Consider the following 20,166-nt stretch of genomic DNA (forward strand, 5'->3'; position numbering starts at 1 on the left):
AATCAGATGTTCCTATGAGGTTCAATTAATGGGAATTGCTGATCGGCTAATGGCCATAAAAAACGTTGATGGCTAACCAATACAATTGCGCTGTCAGGGAGTTGAGCTTTGAGCAGTTGCAACATTTCAAGGGCACTATTTTCATCGAGCGCTGAAGTGGTTTCGTCCAATAACATCAGCGGTGGGCGATTTAGTAATAAACGCGCAAACATGATGCGTTGCTGTTCACCGCCAGAGAGTCGATTGTGCCAATCCGTTTCTAAGCTGAGCTGGTGATGTAGCTTTTCTAGTCCAACTTGGCTTAACACATGTTTAAAGTCGGCTTCTGTAAATTGGGAGCTATATTTTGGGTAAGCGAGCAAACTTTCTAGGCGGCTAACGGGTAAATAAAGCCGTTGCGGGATCCACATAAGATGGTTTGTCCGCTCAATGTTGCCAGTAAAGAATGGCCAGTGGCCGCTTAAAGTACGCAGCAATGTTGATTTACCAATGCCTGAGCGGCCTGAAATAATAGTCAACTGCCCTTGTGCAGCGGTTAGTGTTAGCGGTTCAAATAAGGTGCGATTATCTGCCGTTGAAACGGAAAGCGTTGCATTAAGCGCTGGCTGCTGCTCAGTAATGCTAACTTGTGCAGCTTTATCGTTTTCCAATAAGATCACAAAATTATACAGTCGCGAAATTGTAGCTTGCCAAGCCGCTATCTCCTTGTAAGCAAAGATAAACCAACCTAATGAGGTGGCAACGCTGCTAAAGGCTTGGCGAAGTTGCATTAATCCACCTAACATAATTTCACCAGCAAGGAATTTAGGCAGCGCAAGTAAGACAGGGGCCAGCGCGGTCACTTGTTGGTAGCCAACGGTATAGAAGGACAAGTTTCGTTCACAACGGATCAATCGATTCCAGTTGCCAACAATTTCACCAAATCGATGCATCAACTCTTTTTTGTCTTGGCTTTCGCCTCGCTGACCTGCGATGGCATCACCGTGCTGGCGGCAATTGATCAGCGTGCTACGGTAATCGGCCTCGCGACGCTGCTTATCCATATTTAAACGGCGTAGTGGGAAACCAATCCATTGAGTAAGCGCAATACCAATAATGGTGTAAATGATACAAGCCCAAAACATATAACCGGGAATTGTCCAGTCGCTATCCGCAAATTGAAAGGACAAGCTACCTGAAAGGGTCCATAGAATGGTGGCAAATGACACCAGTGTCAGCATGGAGTGTAAGAAGGTGACTAACAAATTTAGTGTTGATTCAATCAGTAAGCGAATATCTTCTGCAATACGTTGGTCTGGGTTATCAGGCTCTTGTGAGGTTAGGCGTAACATATAGTGTTTGCTATTGGGCGATAACCAGCGGCTAAGTACCTGTTCAGTCATACCTTTACGCCAACGGATGATTAACATTTGTTTGAGGTAGTTCCCCATAACGACCACCAAGATCAAGCCGCTCACTAACACGACAAAATATTGCAGTAGGCCATAGAGTGCCTGTCCATCCAGTTTTTGCAGGGCGTTATAGAAGTCGCCATTCCACATGTTCATTCTCACGTTGAACCACACTGAAGAGAGTGTCAGCCCCAGTGAAGCAGCAAGTAATAGCCAGCAGAGAAGGGCAGAACGCTGCCCCCAAAATGGTTTAACTAAGTAGAAAAATTGTTTTAATGTCTTCATGACGTTTTAATAGCTCACATTGCTAACTAAAATTTATAGAGGGTGTTTAAAGGTCATAGTTAACCTGTAGCCAGAACTGGCGACCGGGGTCATAAGACTTCAACACTCTGTCTTCAAACACAAAACGGTCAGCAATATTTTTATTATTTAGGATGTTGTTCACTTCAACGGAGAAACCAAAACCATAGGCAAAGTCTGGTTTCCAGCCGAGGCGCGTATCCCATGTGTATTTACTGGCGAAATGTTGCTTGGTGTATTTGCGAACTTGCCCATATTCAGGATCAAAGGCATAAGCATTGTCATAGCGGACGGCTTGGTTACGCGCTCCCCACCATTGCAGGCGGTTGTACCAAGTCAGATCGTAATCATCCCAAACACTGGTCAACTCTAAATTGAATTTAAAGGGGGAATTAAAACTGGTTGAAGGTAATTTGGATGCGTCGATAACTTTACCGTCATACCAAACTTTATTGAGATTAACCTTATTCGCTGGATCGAATGCGTTATAGCCTGAATCTTTGGGAGTATTACTTTCGCTTTGTTGCCATGTGAGTGATGCGGTCATCACATGAGAAGCTTCTGCCCATTCCCACGGTTGGCTATTGTTGACAGAAAGCGTCACGGTATCATGTGAGCTGCGTCCACCGTTATCAAATGAGCGAATACTGCGTTTATCAGCATCACGAGTGTCATATTTGGTGCGGGTTCTGACTTCGTCATAGCCTTCACGATGTACATATTGCAAGCGCCATGTTGTCGACAGCACCTCTTGTTGCAGTGCAACAGTCAGCTCATCGTTATATGGGGTTTTCAGTGAATCAATACCTTCGTAATCTTTTTTGTTATCCCAATCGTTTTTGTTAGGATCAAGAGAGCAGGGATCAAACTCACCATAGCTATTACATATTTGCATGCCATCATTTTGTGCGCCATATAACGCATAGGTGAGCATAGAGCGGCCGTAGTAACGGTTAGCCCCTGCAATAATTTGGGTTTTTCCATCACCAAAGACGTCATAGTTACCCGATAAACGAGGCGCTATGTTAGTGCGGTTTACAAAGTCATCTCGATCAACCCGAACTCCCGGACGCAACGTTAGTTTGCCAAATTGAATGTTGTCATCAAGGAAGAACGCGTAATTGGTATAGTCAGCGGAGTGTTCTCCCGCTTGGAAGCGGGTGACATTACTGAGGTAACCACTGTAGGTGGCGTTATTATCTACGCTACCTGTATAGGTATAACGGAAGTAATCTTTATCGCGCTTGTAAGTTCCTTTGGTGAAATTAAGCTCAGCGCCTAATGTCGGTTTATGAGTGAGCCCTAAACCATCTTCAATGGCATTAAAACGCATCACACTCTTTAAACCATGGCTTTTTTGTTTTGAGGTTAAATCCCCTAAACCACCACTGCTACTCTCTGCGGTTTGCCAAGTTTGATAATCAATCGCACGCACAGTGAGTGAATATTTTTGGTCATCTGTACGCTCATCTTTTAGCTCTTGAGTATTGGCGGTTAACTCTAATTGGCCAATATCAAATTGATGTTTAAAGACCGCGGTAAACCCTAGCCCATCATGGGTTGAGTCATAACCTGAATTCATCACAGAAGCAGAAAATAGACGGCTATCATAAGATGCATAATTAGCAGAAAGGTCTAACGTGCTTTTGTCGGTAAGATCGAGCGAGTATTTCAGGAAGTAATTATCAGATGTGCGGTGCTGTTTTTTTTCACCTGATGCAAAATCAACCATTTGTACTTGGTTGTTTTCATCAAAGATGACAGAGTCACCTCCAGTCACTGTCATTGGGATCGTAGAGCTACGGCGAGATGCGGAGAAGACAATACCTGAGTTTTCACTGACACCTAATTCAAACCAGCCGCCGAAATCATCTTTATCATAGCGATTTTGGAAACGAGCAGGATTCGCTGTGTCATTTTTAGAGGTGTTGATACCGAGAGAGGGATCGTGGAACAAATTATTCCAACCCGAACGCGTTAATCGATAATAGGCATGGGCGCTATTTTCACCTTGCCAGCGACGGCTATTGACCTCAACTGTCCCTCCAGTAAAGCCACCAAACTCAACAGGTATGTTATTGTCATACACTGCCATGCTGTCGATTAGACGACTGTCGATATAAATCCCCTGATCGCTACTGCTTAACCGTGTGGCAGTTTCACCAAGGCCATTATCTGCGGGATCAAAGTCATTATTAAAACTCACGCCATCAAGACGGTAAGCATTTTGGTAACTGCTAGAACCATGAATTGAGATACGAGAAGGTTTTATTTCTCCTTGGTTCATGGAGTTGCTGTCGTTATTAGCAAACTGAACGGCTGGGTTGGTTTTCATTAAATCAGTGATATTGCCATCACCCGTATTGCGTTGGCTGATCTCTTCAGAAGTTACATATTGAGGTGCAGACATCACATCAGTAGCAGGATGGTTTTGTACCACACCTGAAACTTGGGTCTCGGGTAGCACTAATGTGCCTTGATTGAGGTTTTGTGGACGAATGACTAATACACCATTTTCATTGATCAGTTCTAACCCGCTACCGATAAGTATTTTTTGTAATGCGGTTTGTGCGGTGTAGTTACCTGATAGTGCTGGTGCACGTAATCCATTAAGTTGGTTTTTATTATAGAGTAATTGAATTTGTCCTTGCTGACTGATTTGCGCGACAGAAGTCGCAAGTGGTTGTTCTGGTAGTGTAAATGTAACCTCTTGCGCTATTGCTGATTGGCAAACTATTGCAGTACTCGCTGCAACCAATAATGCAAGTGGCTTAAGCCGTTGGTGTGTGAATCGAATTGACATGAGTATCCCTTATTCCTAAGCGGCACAAATCGTGTGCTGAAAAATTGCTAAATCAATAACAACTGCTTAGGAAGAGGGTTAAATGAGAATTATCCTCACCTACAAATCGAAATAATTTTCATTTATTTTTTTTGTTTTGAATAATCAATACGTTATTTTTGTCTTGATAAACGACTTGGACAGGTAATAGCATCGGGAGCGCTTGGAAGAATTGATCGGGTTGGTGTAAATTGATGCGCCCTGAAATCTTACTTTGTGCGAGTGTTGGAGGGGAAAGCTCAACGTTGATAGGGGAATAGGTTTTCAGTTGTGCAAGTACTTCAAATAAGGGCTTATCAGTGAAACTCAGCTCACCAAAGCGCCATCTGGCAATATCGAACGGTGTTACTTTACTCACCTTAGCTGGGCTATTGGCGGCTAAGCTGACGGCATTATCACCAGCAAATAAATAAATGGTTGGCTGCTGTTTTCCTGTTTGTAGGCTAACAATGCCTTTGTTAACACTAACGGCAATTTGTTGGTGCGCTTTATCAACTTCAAACTCCGTACCAATCACCTGAATACGTCTTTCATCCGCTAGGATCACAAATGGGCGATAGGGATTAGATTTAACTTTGAAATAGGCGCTGCCGCTGTCTAAATAGATTTGACGAACTTCGGTTTCATAAGCGACACGGATGCGTGTTTGGCGATTGAGAAATAGCGAGGAACCATCGGATAATATGACTTCTTTTGGTGCTTCATTAGCGACAAGAGTCATATTATTCAATAGCATGGATGGAAGATGGCTATAGGGTAGAAATAGCACCGCGGCAATAAACAAGGCGGCAAGGGTATTTCCCAATGGTCGCCAAAGCCGAAAAAACAGGCCTTTTTTCGGTTTGTTTATATTAATTGCCGGCCTAGGCATCGCATCGAATTCACGCCAAACACCCGCAATTGCCTCATAGGATTTAGCGTGCTCTGGTGATGTGGCTAGCCACAGTTGAAACTGCTCCACTTGCTCTGAGGTCAGCTGTTGACTGTGGTTGCGCGTAAACCACAGTGCAGCTTGTTCATCAATTGTGTCTAGATCATCTGGCTCGTGTATCGATGTGTGAGTCATTAATTTTTATTGCTCTGATTATCAAGATGCTTTTTACAGTGGACTAAAGCAGCAGCAATGTGTTTTTCTACCATACTAATAGAAATTTCCATGCGCTCTGCGATCTCGCTTTGTGATAAGCCATCGAACCGATATAACAAAAAAGCCTCTCGTCGCCGAGGGGGTAAGCTTTCTATCGCATCACTTAACCATTGAATACGTTGTTGCTGCTCCAGTATCTCACTAGGATCGGCCTGTGTATCGGTTAGATTTTGTTCCATTAAGGTTTCATCAACCTCGAAGGTTGATTTTGCCTGACGTTGGTTACGACGCCAATGATCAATTAAGACATGATTGGCGATTTTGAACAAATAAGCTCGGCTCTCTTTGATCGGAGATTGTTCTTTTCTGTTAAGCCATAGTGTAAACACATCCTGTGATAAATCATCAGCATCATTGCTATTACCTAGCCGATTGCGGAAAAAGCGGACAAGCTGGCTATAAGTTGACTGATATGCCCCACTGATTTTGCGGGCAAGGGATTTATCGATCGTCATTTTCGCTGGTGCCAAAAAAGTTACGAATGTGCATCACACATTCAATGATGAATTTAAATTGCTTATTGTAATAATACTTTTAAAAATCAATCGTTTGATTGAAAATTTGACAAAAGGTTAATAATAATGAATATCATTTTCGTTCGTATTATGCCTATAATCTGCAAAAAATAAAGTCGTGAGGCAAAATATGAGCAGTATTGCGGGCAAGATTGAGCGCCCGGTTTTACGTCCGTTGGGCGGTTTGTTTTTAAGTCTTCTTTTCCATGGAACAATTGCAGTCATGCTTATTGGTTGGTTTACGACAAACCTGCCAAAAACAGGGGTTTTACCGCCTGCAATATCTCTACAACTGGGGGTTTATCAACTTGAGCAGCACTCAGAGCCTGAAGTTAACCATGCCCCTAAACAGCAAATGGCAACTCGTGAAGAGATTTTGCCAGATGTGATTGAAAAAACGGAAAAACTACCGGAAACACCATTAGTTGATAACGGTAGCTTAACTAAGGTAAGTGAAAAAAAACGCCCACCCAAAAAGAAACCGGCACAGATTAAAAAAGTCGTAGAAGAAGCTCCCGTAAATACACAGGAATCGGCGGTGACTTCAGTGCCAGCGGCAGGTCGTGAGTCTCATAATAGTGCTAATTTTTCGAGCCATGCTTCTGAGGCAATCAGTGGTCACCATGGCTGGCAAAGTGAGGTTCATCAGCGTTTAGCTAAAGCGAAGCGCTATCCAAGAGCAGCCTTACGTTTCCGTTCAACTGGGGTTTCTCAGGTTAAAATTACTGTCGATAGTCAAGGTGAAGTGGTAAGTGCCAGTTTAATTAATTCATCTGGCACTAAAATCTTAGATAAGGAAGCGATTGCGACGATCAACCGTGCAGCGCCATTTCCCGCTCCCCCTGAAACGATGTTAATTGATGGGCGAGTCGAGTTGATCGCGCCAATTGTATTTGATACCACATCGATTTAATAAGGTGGCTGAGACATTGCTCAGCCCTTTTGTTCTGGTGCTTTTGGTTTATTAGTCTGATTTTTCGCTCTACGTTTTTTAGGGCGATGAGGACGCTGCTCCGCTTTTTTCTTCTCTGAGTTCGGTTTTCTTAGTTGGCTACTCGCCGTACTTTCTTCTTCATTGGTATTGTCTTCATTGACTACCAATTGCGGAGGCATGTTTTTTCCTTTCTTTTTCTTGGCACGGAATAAAGTGTTTGCTAATACGATCCCAATGCAGGTCGCCAACAAAATAAAGAAACGTAAAACGTTGGTGCTATTATCAGCCTGCTGAATTTCAGTGGTTAATAGCTCTGTATCAATGGTTAGGCGTAGGTAGCCTTTAGGCTCTTCTTTTCCCGGAACAGGCACCACTAACTGGTATTGAAAGGGGGGAATTGATTGATTGTTATCAATGGCCAGTCGCTCACGCACAGGGACTGCTTCCCCTGCGCTAGCAATCAATGTGCCACTAGCGGAGTAAATACTTGCATCCAAAATATATTGGTCTTTCGTAATGTTATTCAAATTAGCGATAATGCGTTCGCGATTAAAATCTTTGCTGCCTGAAACGATATAATCGGATAAGCTGAAAGCCACTTGCTCGGCTAAAACACGGGTTAGCTGTTTGTATTGCTCAACGCGGTTTTGGTTTTGGCTGTTTCCTAAATAGGAAATACCATGCATTAATAAGGCAATTAATGCCACACAGATAACAATTATGACTGTTTTGTGAAGCTTGAAGGTTAGTTTCATAGAAATCATTAAGTGCTCTTTGACTATTCTCTGGCATCATGGTGCCAGAGCTTATGAAGATAGGATAGTTTTAGGCATAATTTTATTATAAAACATTGAGTCGATTACAGGAGCAAATTTTCATGTCAACGAGTTTGACCTATTGCTATTTACCCGATGAAATTCACAAATGGCCGGGGTTGCCATTATCGCTGAGCGGGGAAGAAGTGATGCCTTTAGATTACCGTGCAGGAGATAGCGGTTGGTTATTATATGGTCGCGGTTTAGATAAAGCACGTATCAGTGATTTTCAACAACGCTTAGGCATAGCAATAGTCATCGTTTCATCATGGCGAATTGATGATTATCAAGTGGTTCGCATCGCAGGTAGCATCACACCTCGAATTAAAAAATTGGCAGATGAAAGTTTATTGGATGTTGTGCCATTAGGTCAGATCCCGCGCTTGCGTTCACCGGGGATCTTGTTGATGGATATGGACTCCACCGCAATCCAGATCGAATGTATTGATGAAATAGCACGTTTGTATGGCGTTGGCGAGCAGGTTTCTGAAGTTACTGAACGTGCAATGCAAGGTGAACTCGATTTTACTGAAAGCCTGAAAGCACGAGTGGCGCTGCTAAAAGGTGCGGATGTGATGATCCTCCAACAAGTCATGGACACACTACCACTGATGCCTGGTTTAACTAGCCTAGTCAGAAAACTGCAAGCGATGGATTGGCATGTCGCTATAGCATCGGGCGGCTTTACCTTCTTTGCTGATAATTTACGTCAACAATTGAAATTAGCGGCTGCTGTTGCCAACCAACTTGAAATCAAAGACGGCAAATTGACCGGTAAAGTTAAAGGACCGATAGTGGATGCCAAATATAAAGCACAAACTTTAGTGAAATTGGCAGAAAAGCTGGAAATCCCACTAGAACAAACTGTAGCGATTGGCGATGGGGCTAACGATTTAAAAATGCTGCGTAAGGCTGGGCTGGGTATTGCCTATCATGCAAAACCGAAGGTGTATGCTAGAGCGAAGGTGGCTATCCGTCACGCCGATCTCATGGGCGTGATGTGTGTGCTTAGTGGTGGCCTAAAACACGAAGAACGCTAATATTCGTCATATTTCGCGCCGTGGCGTTGTTGGCTGCACTCACTAGCCGCCTAGCCACAACACGAACTATTACACATGGTGGAATTTTTTTGCGCAATGATAATTAACATATTGATGTTTGTTGGTTAGTCTGAATTAATTTAGTGAATATATTGGTAACAGAGCAATAAGGAGCGATATTGTGGCAAAAGGTGCAAAAAGGGCATTTGTGTGTAATGAATGTGGGGCAGATTACCCGCGTTGGCAAGGGCAATGTAGTGCCTGCCATGCATGGAACACCATTACAGAAGTGCGCCTTGCCTCAAGTAGCTCCTCTTCACGTAATGATCGATTAACTGGGTATGCAGGTAATGCGGCTGGTGTGAGTCGCGTCCAAAAATTATCAGACATCAGTCTTGAAGAGCTACCACGTTTTTCAACGGGTTTTAAAGAATTTGACCGCGTACTAGGGGGCGGGGTGGTACCAGGAAGTGCCATTCTTATCGGTGGTAACCCCGGCGCGGGGAAAAGTACACTATTGCTGCAAACGATGTGTTTGTTGTCTCGTGAAATGAAAACCCTCTATGTGACAGGGGAAGAATCCCTACAGCAAGTTGCAATGCGTGCGCATCGTCTTGGTCTACCGACTGATTCATTGAATATGCTGTCAGAGACCAGTATTGAGCAAATATGCCTTACTGCGGAGCAAGAGCAGCCAAAATTGATGGTGATCGACTCAATACAAGTCATGCACATGGCAGATATTCAATCTTCACCGGGTAGTGTTGCTCAGGTTCGAGAAACTGCCGCTTATTTGACTCGTTTCGCAAAAACCCGTGGGGTAGCTATTATTATGGTGGGTCATGTGACCAAAGATGGCTCTTTGGCAGGCCCTAAAGTACTCGAACACTGTATTGACTGCTCAATCATGTTAGATGGTGATGCCGATAACCGTTTTCGGACATTGCGCAGCCACAAAAACCGTTTTGGCGCAGTTAATGAATTAGGGGTATTTGCCATGACGGAACAAGGCCTGAAAGAGGTGAATAACCCATCGGCAATTTTTTTAAGCCGTGGTGATGAAATTACATCTGGTAGTTCAGTCATGGTGGTATGGGAAGGGACTCGACCATTGCTGGTGGAGATCCAAGCCTTGGTTGATCACTCGATGATGTCTAATCCACGTCGTGTTGCCGTTGGTTTAGAGCAAAACAGACTAGCAATTTTATTGGCTGTTTTACATCGTCACGGTGGCTTGCAAATGTCGGATCAAGATGTGTTTGTTAATGTCGTCGGAGGGGTTAAAGTGACTGAAACCAGCGCGGATCTTGCGTTACTCCTCTCGTTAGTTTCCAGTTTTCGTGATCGTCCATTACCAAGAGATTTGGTGGTTTTTGGTGAAGTTGGCTTGGCTGGTGAAATCCGTCCCGTACCTAGTGGGCAAGAACGTATTTCTGAAGCGGCAAAGCATGGTTTTAAACGTGCAATTGTACCGCATGCTAATATGCCTAAAAAATCTCCACCTGATATGAAAGTATACGGAGTAAAAAAACTTGCAGATGCGCTAAGTGTAATGGATGAACTCTATGAGTAAAGGAAAATAGATGGCTGAATTTGATTATCTGAAGAATGCAATTAAGCAGGCTGGCTATACGCTCCAACAAGTTGCTGATGCCTCTGACATGACCAAAGGTTATCTGAGCCAGCTAATTAACGATAAAATTAAAAGTCCTAGTGCGCAAAAAATTGCCGCTTTGCACCGTTTTCTTGGATTAGAGTACCCAAATAAACAGAAAACTATCGGTGTCGTATTTGGTAAATTTTATCCCTTGCATACAGGGCATATCTATTTGATCCAGCGCGCCTGTAGCCAAGTGGATGAACTACACGTTATTCTCTGTCATGACGAGCCACGCGATAAAGATCTGTTTATGAACAGTTCAATGTCACAACAGCCTACGGTGAGTGATCGTCTGCGTTGGTTATTACAGACATTTAAATACCAAAAAAATATTCATATTCATTCCTTTGATGAGCAAGGTATAGAGCCATATCCACATGGTTGGCAAGTATGGAGTGATGGTATGAAAGCGTTCTTAAACAAGAACAATATTCATCCAAGCTATATCTATTCTAGCGAAACCAATGATGCCCCTCGTTATAAAGAGCATTTAGGAATAGAAACTATTCTAATTGATCCTGAACGTACTTTTATGAATATTAGTGGTAATCAAATTCGCCAAGCACCATTCCGTTATTGGGACTATATTCCTACTGAAGTGAAGCCGTTCTTTGTTCGTAAAGTTGCAATACTGGGGGGAGAGTCAAGCGGCAAATCAACCTTAGTCAATAAGCTAGCCAACATTTTTAATACTACCAGTGCATGGGAGTTTGGGCGCGATTACGTTTTTTCCCATTTAGGCGGAAATGAGATGGCATTGCAATATTCGGACTATGACAAAATTGCATTAGGCCATGCCCAATATATTGATTTTGCGGTTAAATACGCCAATAAAGTGGCTTTTATTGATACGGATTTTATTACCACTCAAGCCTTTTGTAAGCGTTATGAAGGGAAAGAGCATCCATTTGTACAGGCACTGATCGACGAATACCGTTTCGATTTAGTGATCGTTTTGGAAAATAACACGCCATGGGTTGCAGATGGCCTACGCAGCTTAGGTAGCAATAAGGATCGCCAAGAGTTTCAATCACTGTTAATTGAAATGTTACATAAGAACAATGTTGAATTTGTTCGTGTTGAGTCGCCTGATTACGATAGCCGTTTTTTAACCTGCATTTCATTAGTTCAACAACTATTAATGTTGGATGAATAAATTATAAAGGTGCCTGAAGATAGTTGGCACCTTTATATTTCCTCTCTTATGTTATTTCAATAAAGTTTAGATGCTATATACTCGTTATACTTCAAGTTGCAGGATTGTTGACTACACTCAGTGAGTTGAGTCACAGAGTTTATCTATGCTCCCCGCCTATCTTCACTTGTCGGCTAACTGCATCTCGAATTATTTAGAGTATATATTTAAAATTTTATGAGTATCATTAAGATATTTATTGATATATAGCTTATGTTTAAATTATATTTATAATTGATTTTTTTTATTATTTCTATTTGTTTTTTTAAAGATTAAATTATCATTAATATAATGAACATGATATGAGTGATAAACAACGATATGTCACAATTTGATCTTTTAGCTCCTATTTATGACAATATGGATATTTTACCATTCAGGAAAGAAATAGAGATTCCTTCTGTATTAAAAATGCTTGGTGATATATCTGGAATGAGTGTTTTAGATTTCGGTTGTGGCTCTGGATATTACGCATGTTTATTGAAAAAACGGGGAGCCAAACGTGTTGTAGGTTTCGATATAGCGAATGGGATGTTGGAATATGCGAGAAACAAAGAATTAATAAATCCTCTCGGTATTGAATATGTATCAACATTAGATAACTTAGAACAGCAATTTGATTTAGTGTTAGGTGTCTATGTTCTTCCTTATGCGGACAGCCGTGAAAAATTGCAAAGTATGGTTAATAATATGGTTAAGCTAATTCGCCCAGGTGGACGGTTATTAACATTACCATTAAATCCGAAATATTCGATCATCTCTGATTATTATGTGCCATATGGGTTTAAAATAGTAAGCGATTTCCCTTATCAAGATGGCTCAACGTTTCAATTGCATCTTCTGTATAATACGCCACATATTATTAATGGTTGGTATTGGTCTTATGAAGTTCTTAATAATGCGTTTAAAAAATCAGGATTGACTAATATTCAATGGTCAAAGCCTAATGTTAAAGACTCATCATTATCAACACAATTTAGTCGGTATATCAATAATCCTCACACAGTAATGGTTAGCGCTAGTTACATTTAATTTATATCTATTTTAATTATGATTTTTTATTCCTTCCCTATTATTTAAAAGAGATTTTTAATGACATTAATTGAACATTTTAATAAGTGGTGTTGTTTAACACCTAATGCTATAGCAATTATTGATAAAAATGAAAAAATAACATATCAAGAGTTAGATAAATACAGCGATGCCATTGCTGATAAATTAATTAAAATAAATGTTGGTATAGGGGATTTTATTCCGATAGAAGCAGTCAGGACTGTAGATTTTGTGATTGGTTTATTAGCGGTAGTGAAAGTAGGGGCTGCCTATTCTATTATTGATGCATCTTATTCAATAAGGAGAAAAATAGAAATCGTTGAGAGAATCAACGCAAAGATTATATTAACTTGTCTTTCTGACATGGAAAATCATTATAAGATTAAAGCATTAAGTATTAGTGAATTAAAATATGATAATTACGGGAACATTGATTATATAGTGGATCCATCAGATCCATTATATGTCGTTTTTACTTCTGGGACGATGGGGGCCCCTAAAGGGGTTGTAATTGAACATTCATCTATAGAACAGTTTTTAGTGTGGCATAATAATCAATTTACTGTTAATCATTCTTCTCGTTTTACCGCGATGGCAGCACTCGGATTTGATGTTCTTCAATGGGAGGTCTGGGCACCGATTATTGCAGGAGGTACGCTTTATATATTAGATGAGGAAATAAGGAGAGATGCTGAGCTTCTTGTTAACTTTTTTGATGAAGAATGTATTACACACGCCTTTGTCTCTACGGTCATGATACCTGATGTTATTGCAGCTGAGCGTAAAATACCAAAGAAACTGCAATACTTATTTACCGGGGGCGAAAAATTACCGCCAGTTAATATTGCTCACCTTCCATATAAACTCATTGATTGCTATGGAGCAACTGAAGCTTCTATTTGGTCTACATGGTATGAAGTGACAAATTCGACACAAGATGAACCCTCTTCTATTATAGGAAAGCCTAGAAAATGTGTTGAGCTTATGGTTTTAAATCAAAATTTTTGTGAAGTTATAGATGGCGAGATTGGTCAAATTTGTATTGCGGGTCCTAGCCTTGCTCGTGGCTATTTAAATGATGAGCTCCAAACTAATAAAAATTTCATAAAACATCCTACTAAAGATAACGAGCGTATTTATTGTACTGGTGATTTTGGCAAAAAATTAGAAGACGGAAGATATCAATTTTTAGGTCGTATTGGAAATCAGGCAAAAATACACAGTTATATAGTTAACTTAAATGATATAGATACTGTTATAGCAAGAATAAAAGGAGTTAAGCATGTTTACGTGGGGGCTTTTCTATTAGAAGAAATGGATGAAATGGAAATCATTGCTTTTGTCATTTTACATAAAAATATAGAGAAAAATAAAAAAGCGATCATTGATATCCGTAATAAAGCTAATAGTGTTATTCCTGAATATATGCGGCCGATAAAATATTTACTTGTGGATTTTTTTCCTAGAACTAAAAATGGTAAGATTGATAAGTATTTATTATCTGACTGGGCTGAATGTGAAATCAAAAAAATAAAAAATAAAAAACCTGAGCAATTAAATAGTGTAGAGAAATCTTTATTTCATATTTTTGCTCATGTACTCGGACATTGTGATTTTTTAGCAAATGATAGCTTTTTTGATATAGGTGGCCATTCTCGTCTAGGCATAAAAGTTGCTAAAATGATTTCTAGTCAATTTAATATATCTTTTAGTGTTTCTGATTTATATCGTAATCCATCAATTAATTCGTTAATGAGTAAGGTCTTTCTTGAAAATAAAATAGTGCCATTAGAGCCAATTAAAAAATTAAAAGAGGATGCATTGTTGCCTGAAGATATCATCTTTAACATACAGCCTACATGTGACAATAAAAATACTAAGAAGCATATTTTATTAATTGGGGCTACAGGGTTTATTGGTATTCATTTATTTACTGAGTTGCTAAAGCAGCCAGAGCTTGTTATTCATTGCTTGATAAGAGCAAATGATCAAGTTTCAGCATTGGAACGACTTAAGCAATGTATTTTTTTATATAAAATTAAACTGATAGATTGGGATATGTCTCGAATAAAAGTGCATGCCGGCGATATGTCGAAGTATCGTTTAGGGCTTTCACCGGATACTTATGAATCATTGTGCCAAAAAATAACTATGATTTATCACTCTGCAAGTGACGTTAATTTTATTAAACCTTATGGAGCAGAGAAAAGTAATGATATTGCTGGAATAATTTCTTTAATCCGCTTTGCCTCAATGGGAAAGAAAAAAGTGATGATATTACTATCAACAATTTCTGTATATAGTTGGGGACATCATTTTACAGGCAAAAACGTGATGTCTGAAGGGGAGGATATTGATCAAAACCTCCCAGCGATTGAGCTGGATACAGGTTATGTAAAAGCTAAGTGGGTTGTTGAAAAATTAGTACAGCAAGCACAGGCTAAAGGGATGCCTTTAATGATTTTTAGACTTGGATATGCAACCTATCATAGCCAGAGTGGGGTGACTGCAAATTATCAATGGTGGGGGAATTTAGTTAAGACGTGTATAAAATATCAAGCGATACCAGATTTAACATCATTTAATGGCGCTTTCACGTCAGTTGATTATATATGCAAGTCGATTACTCATATTTCAAAAAATAGTCATGCTATAGATAAAGTCTTTAATTTGGTTCCAGCTGTAGAAAATACTTTAATGACCAATGATTTTTTTATCCTTTTAGAAAATTACTTTAATTATCAATTCGAACGATTACCATTAAGTCAGTGGTGTGAAATGTGCATAAATGACTCTAACTCATTACTTTACAGTATGTTGGCAGTGTTTGAAGAACCTATATATAACGATAAGAGCTTGATTGAATTATATCAATATACATACCATTTTATGAGCGATAATACAGAGCAATTTTTGCAGGGAAGTGGTATTGAGCAACCAAAATTTGATCAAGCAGAATTGTATCGTTATTTAATAAATTTAGGGTGCATGTAGCAAGGGGTAAAATACCTTTTAAAATCTAACTTTTAGAGGGAAAAATAGTTTGCGATTTCATCTATTCAGAGTATAGATTTAAGTATGTTTACATTAAATGCTATGATGGCTTTTTACCTCCGCTGTTCGCTACATAGCATTAAGAGAAATATCATGACAATACAACCTAAAAAGCCAAGAACAAAACCCGCAGAAGAACGGTTAGATGACCTGATGAATGCAGCGGAGAAACTGTTTCTTTCTAAAGGATTTGTGAGTACCACAGTCAGTGAGATTGTCTTGTCTGCTGATGTTGCAAAAGGGACTTTTTATCACTATTTTCAATCTAAAAACGACATTATGGAAGCGTTACGTACCCGTTATATGGATTGGTATTTAGGGCATATTCAAGCTGAACTGGACAAACAAGACAGTGCCTACGCGAAATTGAAATCGTGGTGTGAAAACAGCGTTACATACTATGTTGAAAAGCAAAATATTCATGACATGCTTTTTCACGATGAATATCACGGGCGTGGCAATGATCATGAAACCAGAGCTGTTGAGCAAATTAAAGCTATTCTGGCTTTCGGTGAAAAAACACAACAATGGCCGGCTTTGCCTCCAGAGCTAATGGCCACAATGCTCTATCATGCTATGCATGCTGCTGTTGATAACTTATCAAATACTACGGAATACAATCAGCATAATTTAGGTGAGATCCTTTATCAGCGTTTCCGTCTACTTCTTAGTTAAATTTGTCAGATATCTCTTCGAGAATATTATTTAGCTAATTTTTATGTCTTCTTTTTATGAAGACATATTTTGCTAAATATCAAATAGTTAACCATATCCTTCATTGCTATATTGATGATAAACTCGTCTTTTTAAATGCAAATGATTATTAATTAAGTTGACCGGTGGTCGGTCGGCGATCTATGCTAGCGCCATTAAAATTTCATCTTTACTTCATTGGCTTATATTGTATGGATAATTTCACTTCCCAACGCTGCACACAGACAACCATTGGTTTAATGATTTCTTCTGCGTTAATTTGTTCAAGTACGGTTAATGCCAGTTCAACAGCTGATGTATTAGTAGTCACTGCGACAGAAAATAGCGATACCGAACCAAGAGGGTATGCCACTAAGACACAATCCACGGCAACCAAAAGCTCAGCTTCATTATTAGAGACACCTCAATTTGTTTCGGTTATCAAACGTGAGCAAATGGATACATTACCATCAGAATCTCTGAGTCAGGCTTTACGTTATAGCGCAGGGGTGACCAGTGAAAAATATGGGGCATTTGGTAGCGGTATCGATTTTTCAAAAATTCGTGGGTTTGACGCCGATTATTATTTAGATGGTTTACGGGTCATTGGTAACAGTGGAATTTGGGGGCCGCAAATTGACTCGTGGACGTTAAATAGTATTGAAGCGGTTCATGGCCCATCATCTGCTCTTTATGGTCAAGGAGGTGCAGGTGGTGTGATCAACATGCAGTCTCGTCGACCAACCGCTCAAGGCTCCCATCAAATTCAATTTCAAAAAGGCAATTTTGATAATAATGCGGTCAGGTTTGATTCAACTGATGCATTGAATGATGACGAAACATTATTGTATAGAATAAATGGATTGGCACTCTCTAGCGATTCACAAGTTAATTCATCTAAGCAATCCCGTTACTTACTGGCGCCCTCCATCACTTGGCAGCCTAGTGACGAGTTCAGTTGGACTGTTTTAAGTCAATATCAACGTGACCCTCATATGGGGCACTACAATACATTGCCTGCTCAAGGGATAGGTTTACTGCCTAACTCGAACGGCAAGTTAGATTTGACTCAAAACTACAGTGATCCTCAGCATGAGAAATCAGAGCGAACCCAATGGTCTATCACTTCACTCGTTGACTACCAGATCACACCTTCCTTTACGTTCAAACAGAATATGCGCTATTCGGATGTTGATACGCATATTAAACGCGATTTTACTCGTGGATTTCTAGCGGGAGACCGCTTACTAACAGCGGTGTATCAAGATTCACCAAGTAAATCTAAAACGTTAGTGGCTGATAACCAATTGGTTTATAAATTAACGTTAGGCTCAGTAAATCATGAATTACTTTCTGGTTTTGATTATCAAACAGGAAAACTTGATAAAGATTGGTGGGGGTCACAAACGGTAAGTTTTGATCCATGGATAAAACCACATCATCCTGAGTTTCAACCTTATCCAGTCTCTCGCACATCAACAACTCAACGTTTTGATCGTTATGGTATTTATTTACAAGATCAACTCAGTTGGCAGCAATGGGATTTGATCCTCAGCGGTCGTTACGATTGGTCGTATTTAGATACCGATAATAACCTCACAAAAACAACACAAAAAAATGATACATCAGCATGGAGTCAACGTATTGGGCTCACCTATGCTTTCGAAAGTGGTTTTTCACCGTGGATCAGCATTTCTGACAGTTTTGATCCTGTTTTAGGGACCGATGCTGAAGGTCACTCTTTTATCCCCACTGAATCAAAACAAACAGAATTAGGGCTGAAATACCAAAACCAATCAGGCGATTTAATGCTAAGTCTTGCCGCATATGAACTTGAGCAAAAAAATGTCACCACGCATAACCCATTAAACCCTGATTACTATAACCAAACGGGTAAAGTGCGTTCCCGTGGCATTGATTTCGAAAGTCGGATCGCAATCACCCCTTCACTCAATATGATGCTTAATTATGCTTATACCGATAACAAAATCACAGAAAGCCAAGACCTCTCAGTTCTGAACAAGCACCCTGTTCAAGTGCCTAAGAATAGTGGTTCTGCATGGGTAGATTATCGTTTTCATTCACCTTATTTAGATGGCGCTCTAGTGGGGGGAGGTGTTCGCTATTTAGGGGAAACATGGGGTGATAATACCAATACATTTAAGGTTCCTGCGGTATGGTTAGGAGATATCAGCGTTAGATACCAAATGGATGCCTTAGTGCCTGAATTAGTCGGAATGGAACTGGGTGTCACTGTGAGTAATATCACCAACAAATCTTATATTGCGAGTTGCACTAGCGCGACTTATTGCAGTATTGGCACCGATAGAACGTTACTGACTACGCTCAATTATTATTTTTAATTCCCTTAGGTAAAAAATATATGACAGCTTCCAAAAGGGATTTCATCAAAGCCGGATTGGCAACAATGGTACTGAGTGCAGTGCCATCTTCTGTCCTTGCAAAAAAAAGGCCCATCGTTAGGGATATTCTCAATCGTTCTGTTGAGTATCCCGAAAAGATTGAGCGTATCTATTTAGCCGATTCTTCATTAGTTTTTCTCTATGCAACATTACGTGGTCGCCATTTCTTACAAAAGCTAGTGGCGATCCCAAGTAATTTCCGTACCGCTGACTTACGTAGTTATCAGCAATACAGTCATGCTTTTCCTGATATAAAAATGCTTCCTCACTTGCCAGCGATTGGTGGAGCTCAGGTTAATTTAGAAACGGTCTTGGCATTGAAACCTAACATTATTTTCACAACGACAGGTACGTACGCAGGGCTCCAAGCTAATGGTTTACTGACCTTATTACAGCGGGCTGGTGTCTCAGTCATCGTACTTGATATGAGCATTGATCCTATTGCCAATACACCCAAAAGTATTTCAATTATGGCGGAGGTGTTAGGGCTACAAAACCGAGCTAAGCAAATAAATCAGTTTATTAAGACACATTTAGATATTGTAAAAACTCGCTTAATGAGCGCTAAACCTGAAGCGATAAACGTGCTACTCGAAAGAGCTGCTGGCTTTTCCGAGGAGTGTTGCTTCGCGTATGGTAATGGTAATTTTGCACAGTTCTTAACCTTTGCTGGAGGGGTTAATGTGGCAAGCCAATATATTGGTACTACTTATGGCGTGCTTAATCAGGAAACCATTATTCACACTAAGGCACAAATGGTGATTGTTACGGGAACTGACTGGAGCGGTTATAACCCAAAGGGTAATTGGGTTGGATTAGGGCCGGGCGCTAATTTATCAATTGCTCGGCAAAAGCTTCGGCTGTTAATGGAGCGTAACGCTTTTAAAACACTCACAGCAGTGAAACAACGGCAAGTTCATGCTATTTGGCACACTTTCTATGACAGCCCCTTCGGTTTTATCGCTATTTTAAAATTTGCTAATTGGTTATATCCAACGTTGTTTGCGGATTTTGATGCCAATAACGTTTTTCAGTCTTTTACTGAGCAATTTCTGCCCGTTGAGTGGGAAGAAGGTTACTGGGTTTCACTTTAATAAAAGG

General features: G+C 40.2%; 14 protein-coding genes. 9 read left to right on the forward strand and 5 right to left on the reverse strand.

Going from position 1 to position 20,166, the window contains the following annotated elements:
• Positions 1-2: 2 nt before the first annotated feature.
• The 4 genes from SC428_RS10560 to SC428_RS10575 form a co-directional block, all read right to left on the reverse strand.
• Positions 3-1,676 (reverse strand): ABC transporter ATP-binding protein/permease, encoded by a 1,674-nt coding sequence (locus tag SC428_RS10560; RefSeq protein WP_318707531.1) that lies wholly within the window; start codon positions 1,674-1,676, stop codon positions 3-5.
• A 46-nt stretch (positions 1,677-1,722) separates the two neighbouring features.
• Complete coding sequence (locus SC428_RS10565; protein ID WP_283126602.1) at positions 1,723-4,497, reverse strand: secretin and TonB N-terminal domain-containing protein; 2,775 nt, start codon at positions 4,495-4,497, stop codon at positions 1,723-1,725.
• Between the two features lie 118 nt (positions 4,498-4,615).
• Positions 4,616-5,602: a FecR family protein gene (locus tag SC428_RS10570; protein WP_140182558.1), complete on the reverse strand. Its 987-nt coding sequence runs from the start codon at positions 5,600-5,602 to the stop codon at positions 4,616-4,618.
• Complete coding sequence (locus SC428_RS10575) at positions 5,602-6,138, reverse strand: RNA polymerase sigma factor (protein WP_318707535.1); 537 nt, start codon at positions 6,136-6,138, stop codon at positions 5,602-5,604. The genes SC428_RS10570 and SC428_RS10575 overlap by 1 nt, the downstream gene beginning before the upstream one ends.
• Before the next feature lie 190 nt (positions 6,139-6,328).
• Here SC428_RS10575 and SC428_RS10580 point away from each other — a divergent pair, with 190 nt between their 5' ends.
• Positions 6,329-7,111 (forward strand): energy transducer TonB, encoded by a 783-nt coding sequence (locus SC428_RS10580; RefSeq protein WP_283126600.1) that lies wholly within the window; start codon positions 6,329-6,331, stop codon positions 7,109-7,111.
• A 20-nt stretch (positions 7,112-7,131) separates the two neighbouring features.
• Here SC428_RS10580 and SC428_RS10585 read toward each other — a convergent pair whose 3' ends face one another.
• Positions 7,132-7,896 carry an AhpA/YtjB family protein gene (locus SC428_RS10585; protein WP_318707537.1) on the reverse strand — a complete coding sequence of 255 codons (765 nt, stop codon included), beginning with the start codon at positions 7,894-7,896 and terminating at the stop codon, positions 7,132-7,134.
• 113 nt (positions 7,897-8,009) lie between these two features.
• On the opposite strand from SC428_RS10585, the gene serB reads away from it, so the two are divergent.
• The 8 genes from serB (at position 8,010) to SC428_RS10625 (ending at position 20,159) form a co-directional block, all read left to right on the forward strand.
• Positions 8,010-8,987 (forward strand): phosphoserine phosphatase, encoded by a 978-nt coding sequence (gene serB / locus SC428_RS10590; protein WP_070926942.1) that lies wholly within the window; start codon positions 8,010-8,012, stop codon positions 8,985-8,987.
• Positions 8,988-9,168: 181 nt separating this feature from the next.
• Complete coding sequence (gene radA, locus SC428_RS10595; protein WP_070926940.1) at positions 9,169-10,560, forward strand: DNA repair protein RadA; 1,392 nt, start codon at positions 9,169-9,171, stop codon at positions 10,558-10,560.
• 10 nt (positions 10,561-10,570) lie between these two features.
• Positions 10,571-11,803, forward strand: a complete 1,233-nt coding sequence (gene nadR, locus SC428_RS10600) for a multifunctional transcriptional regulator/nicotinamide-nucleotide adenylyltransferase/ribosylnicotinamide kinase NadR (protein WP_070926938.1) — start codon at positions 10,571-10,573, stop codon at positions 11,801-11,803.
• A 360-nt stretch (positions 11,804-12,163) separates the two neighbouring features.
• Positions 12,164-12,874 carry a class I SAM-dependent methyltransferase gene (locus tag SC428_RS10605; protein ID WP_318707542.1) on the forward strand — a complete coding sequence of 237 codons (711 nt, stop codon included), beginning with the start codon at positions 12,164-12,166 and terminating at the stop codon, positions 12,872-12,874.
• 60 nt (positions 12,875-12,934) lie between these two features.
• Complete coding sequence (locus tag SC428_RS10610; RefSeq protein ID WP_318707544.1) at positions 12,935-15,889, forward strand: thioester reductase domain-containing protein; 2,955 nt, start codon at positions 12,935-12,937, stop codon at positions 15,887-15,889.
• Positions 15,890-16,042: 153 nt separating this feature from the next.
• Positions 16,043-16,624, forward strand: coding sequence for a TetR/AcrR family transcriptional regulator (locus tag SC428_RS10615; protein WP_070926933.1), 582 nt, complete (start codon positions 16,043-16,045; stop codon positions 16,622-16,624).
• Between the two features lie 230 nt (positions 16,625-16,854).
• Positions 16,855-19,005: a TonB-dependent siderophore receptor gene (locus tag SC428_RS10620; protein WP_318707547.1), complete on the forward strand. Its 2,151-nt coding sequence runs from the start codon at positions 16,855-16,857 to the stop codon at positions 19,003-19,005.
• 20 nt (positions 19,006-19,025) lie between these two features.
• Entirely contained in the window at positions 19,026-20,159 is a 1,134-nt protein-coding gene (locus SC428_RS10625) for an ABC transporter substrate-binding protein (RefSeq protein WP_318707554.1), read from the forward strand.
• The last annotated feature ends 7 nt before the right edge of the window (positions 20,160-20,166 follow it).

This window comes from Providencia sp. 2023EL-00965 (assembly GCF_033550225.1).
GTDB classification, from domain to species: domain Bacteria; phylum Pseudomonadota; class Gammaproteobacteria; order Enterobacterales; family Enterobacteriaceae; genus Providencia; species Providencia manganoxydans.

Bases quoted from the DNA above. Each gene is read 5' to 3' on its own strand.
- SC428_RS10560 (WP_318707531.1), bottom strand. From the start codon at position 1,676: ATGAAGACATTAAAACAATTTTTCTACTTAGTTAAACCATTTTGGGGG.
- SC428_RS10565 (WP_283126602.1), bottom strand. From the start codon at position 4,497: ATGTCAATTCGATTCACACACCAACGGCTTAAGCCACTTGCATTATTG.
- SC428_RS10570 (WP_140182558.1), bottom strand. From the start codon at position 5,602: ATGACTCACACATCGATACACGAGCCAGATGATCTAGACACAATTGAT.
- SC428_RS10575 (WP_318707535.1), bottom strand. From the start codon at position 6,138: ATGACGATCGATAAATCCCTTGCCCGCAAAATCAGTGGGGCATATCAG.
- SC428_RS10580 (WP_283126600.1), top strand. From the start codon at position 6,329: ATGAGCAGTATTGCGGGCAAGATTGAGCGCCCGGTTTTACGTCCGTTG.
- SC428_RS10585 (WP_318707537.1), bottom strand. From the start codon at position 7,896: ATGATTTCTATGAAACTAACCTTCAAGCTTCACAAAACAGTCATAATT.
- serB (WP_070926942.1), top strand. From the start codon at position 8,010: ATGTCAACGAGTTTGACCTATTGCTATTTACCCGATGAAATTCACAAA.
- nadR (WP_070926938.1), top strand. From the start codon at position 10,571: ATGGCTGAATTTGATTATCTGAAGAATGCAATTAAGCAGGCTGGCTAT.
- SC428_RS10605 (WP_318707542.1), top strand. From the start codon at position 12,164: ATGTCACAATTTGATCTTTTAGCTCCTATTTATGACAATATGGATATT.
- SC428_RS10610 (WP_318707544.1), top strand. From the start codon at position 12,935: ATGACATTAATTGAACATTTTAATAAGTGGTGTTGTTTAACACCTAAT.
- SC428_RS10615 (WP_070926933.1), top strand. From the start codon at position 16,043: ATGACAATACAACCTAAAAAGCCAAGAACAAAACCCGCAGAAGAACGG.
- SC428_RS10620 (WP_318707547.1), top strand. From the start codon at position 16,855: ATGGATAATTTCACTTCCCAACGCTGCACACAGACAACCATTGGTTTA.
- SC428_RS10625 (WP_318707554.1), top strand. From the start codon at position 19,026: ATGACAGCTTCCAAAAGGGATTTCATCAAAGCCGGATTGGCAACAATG.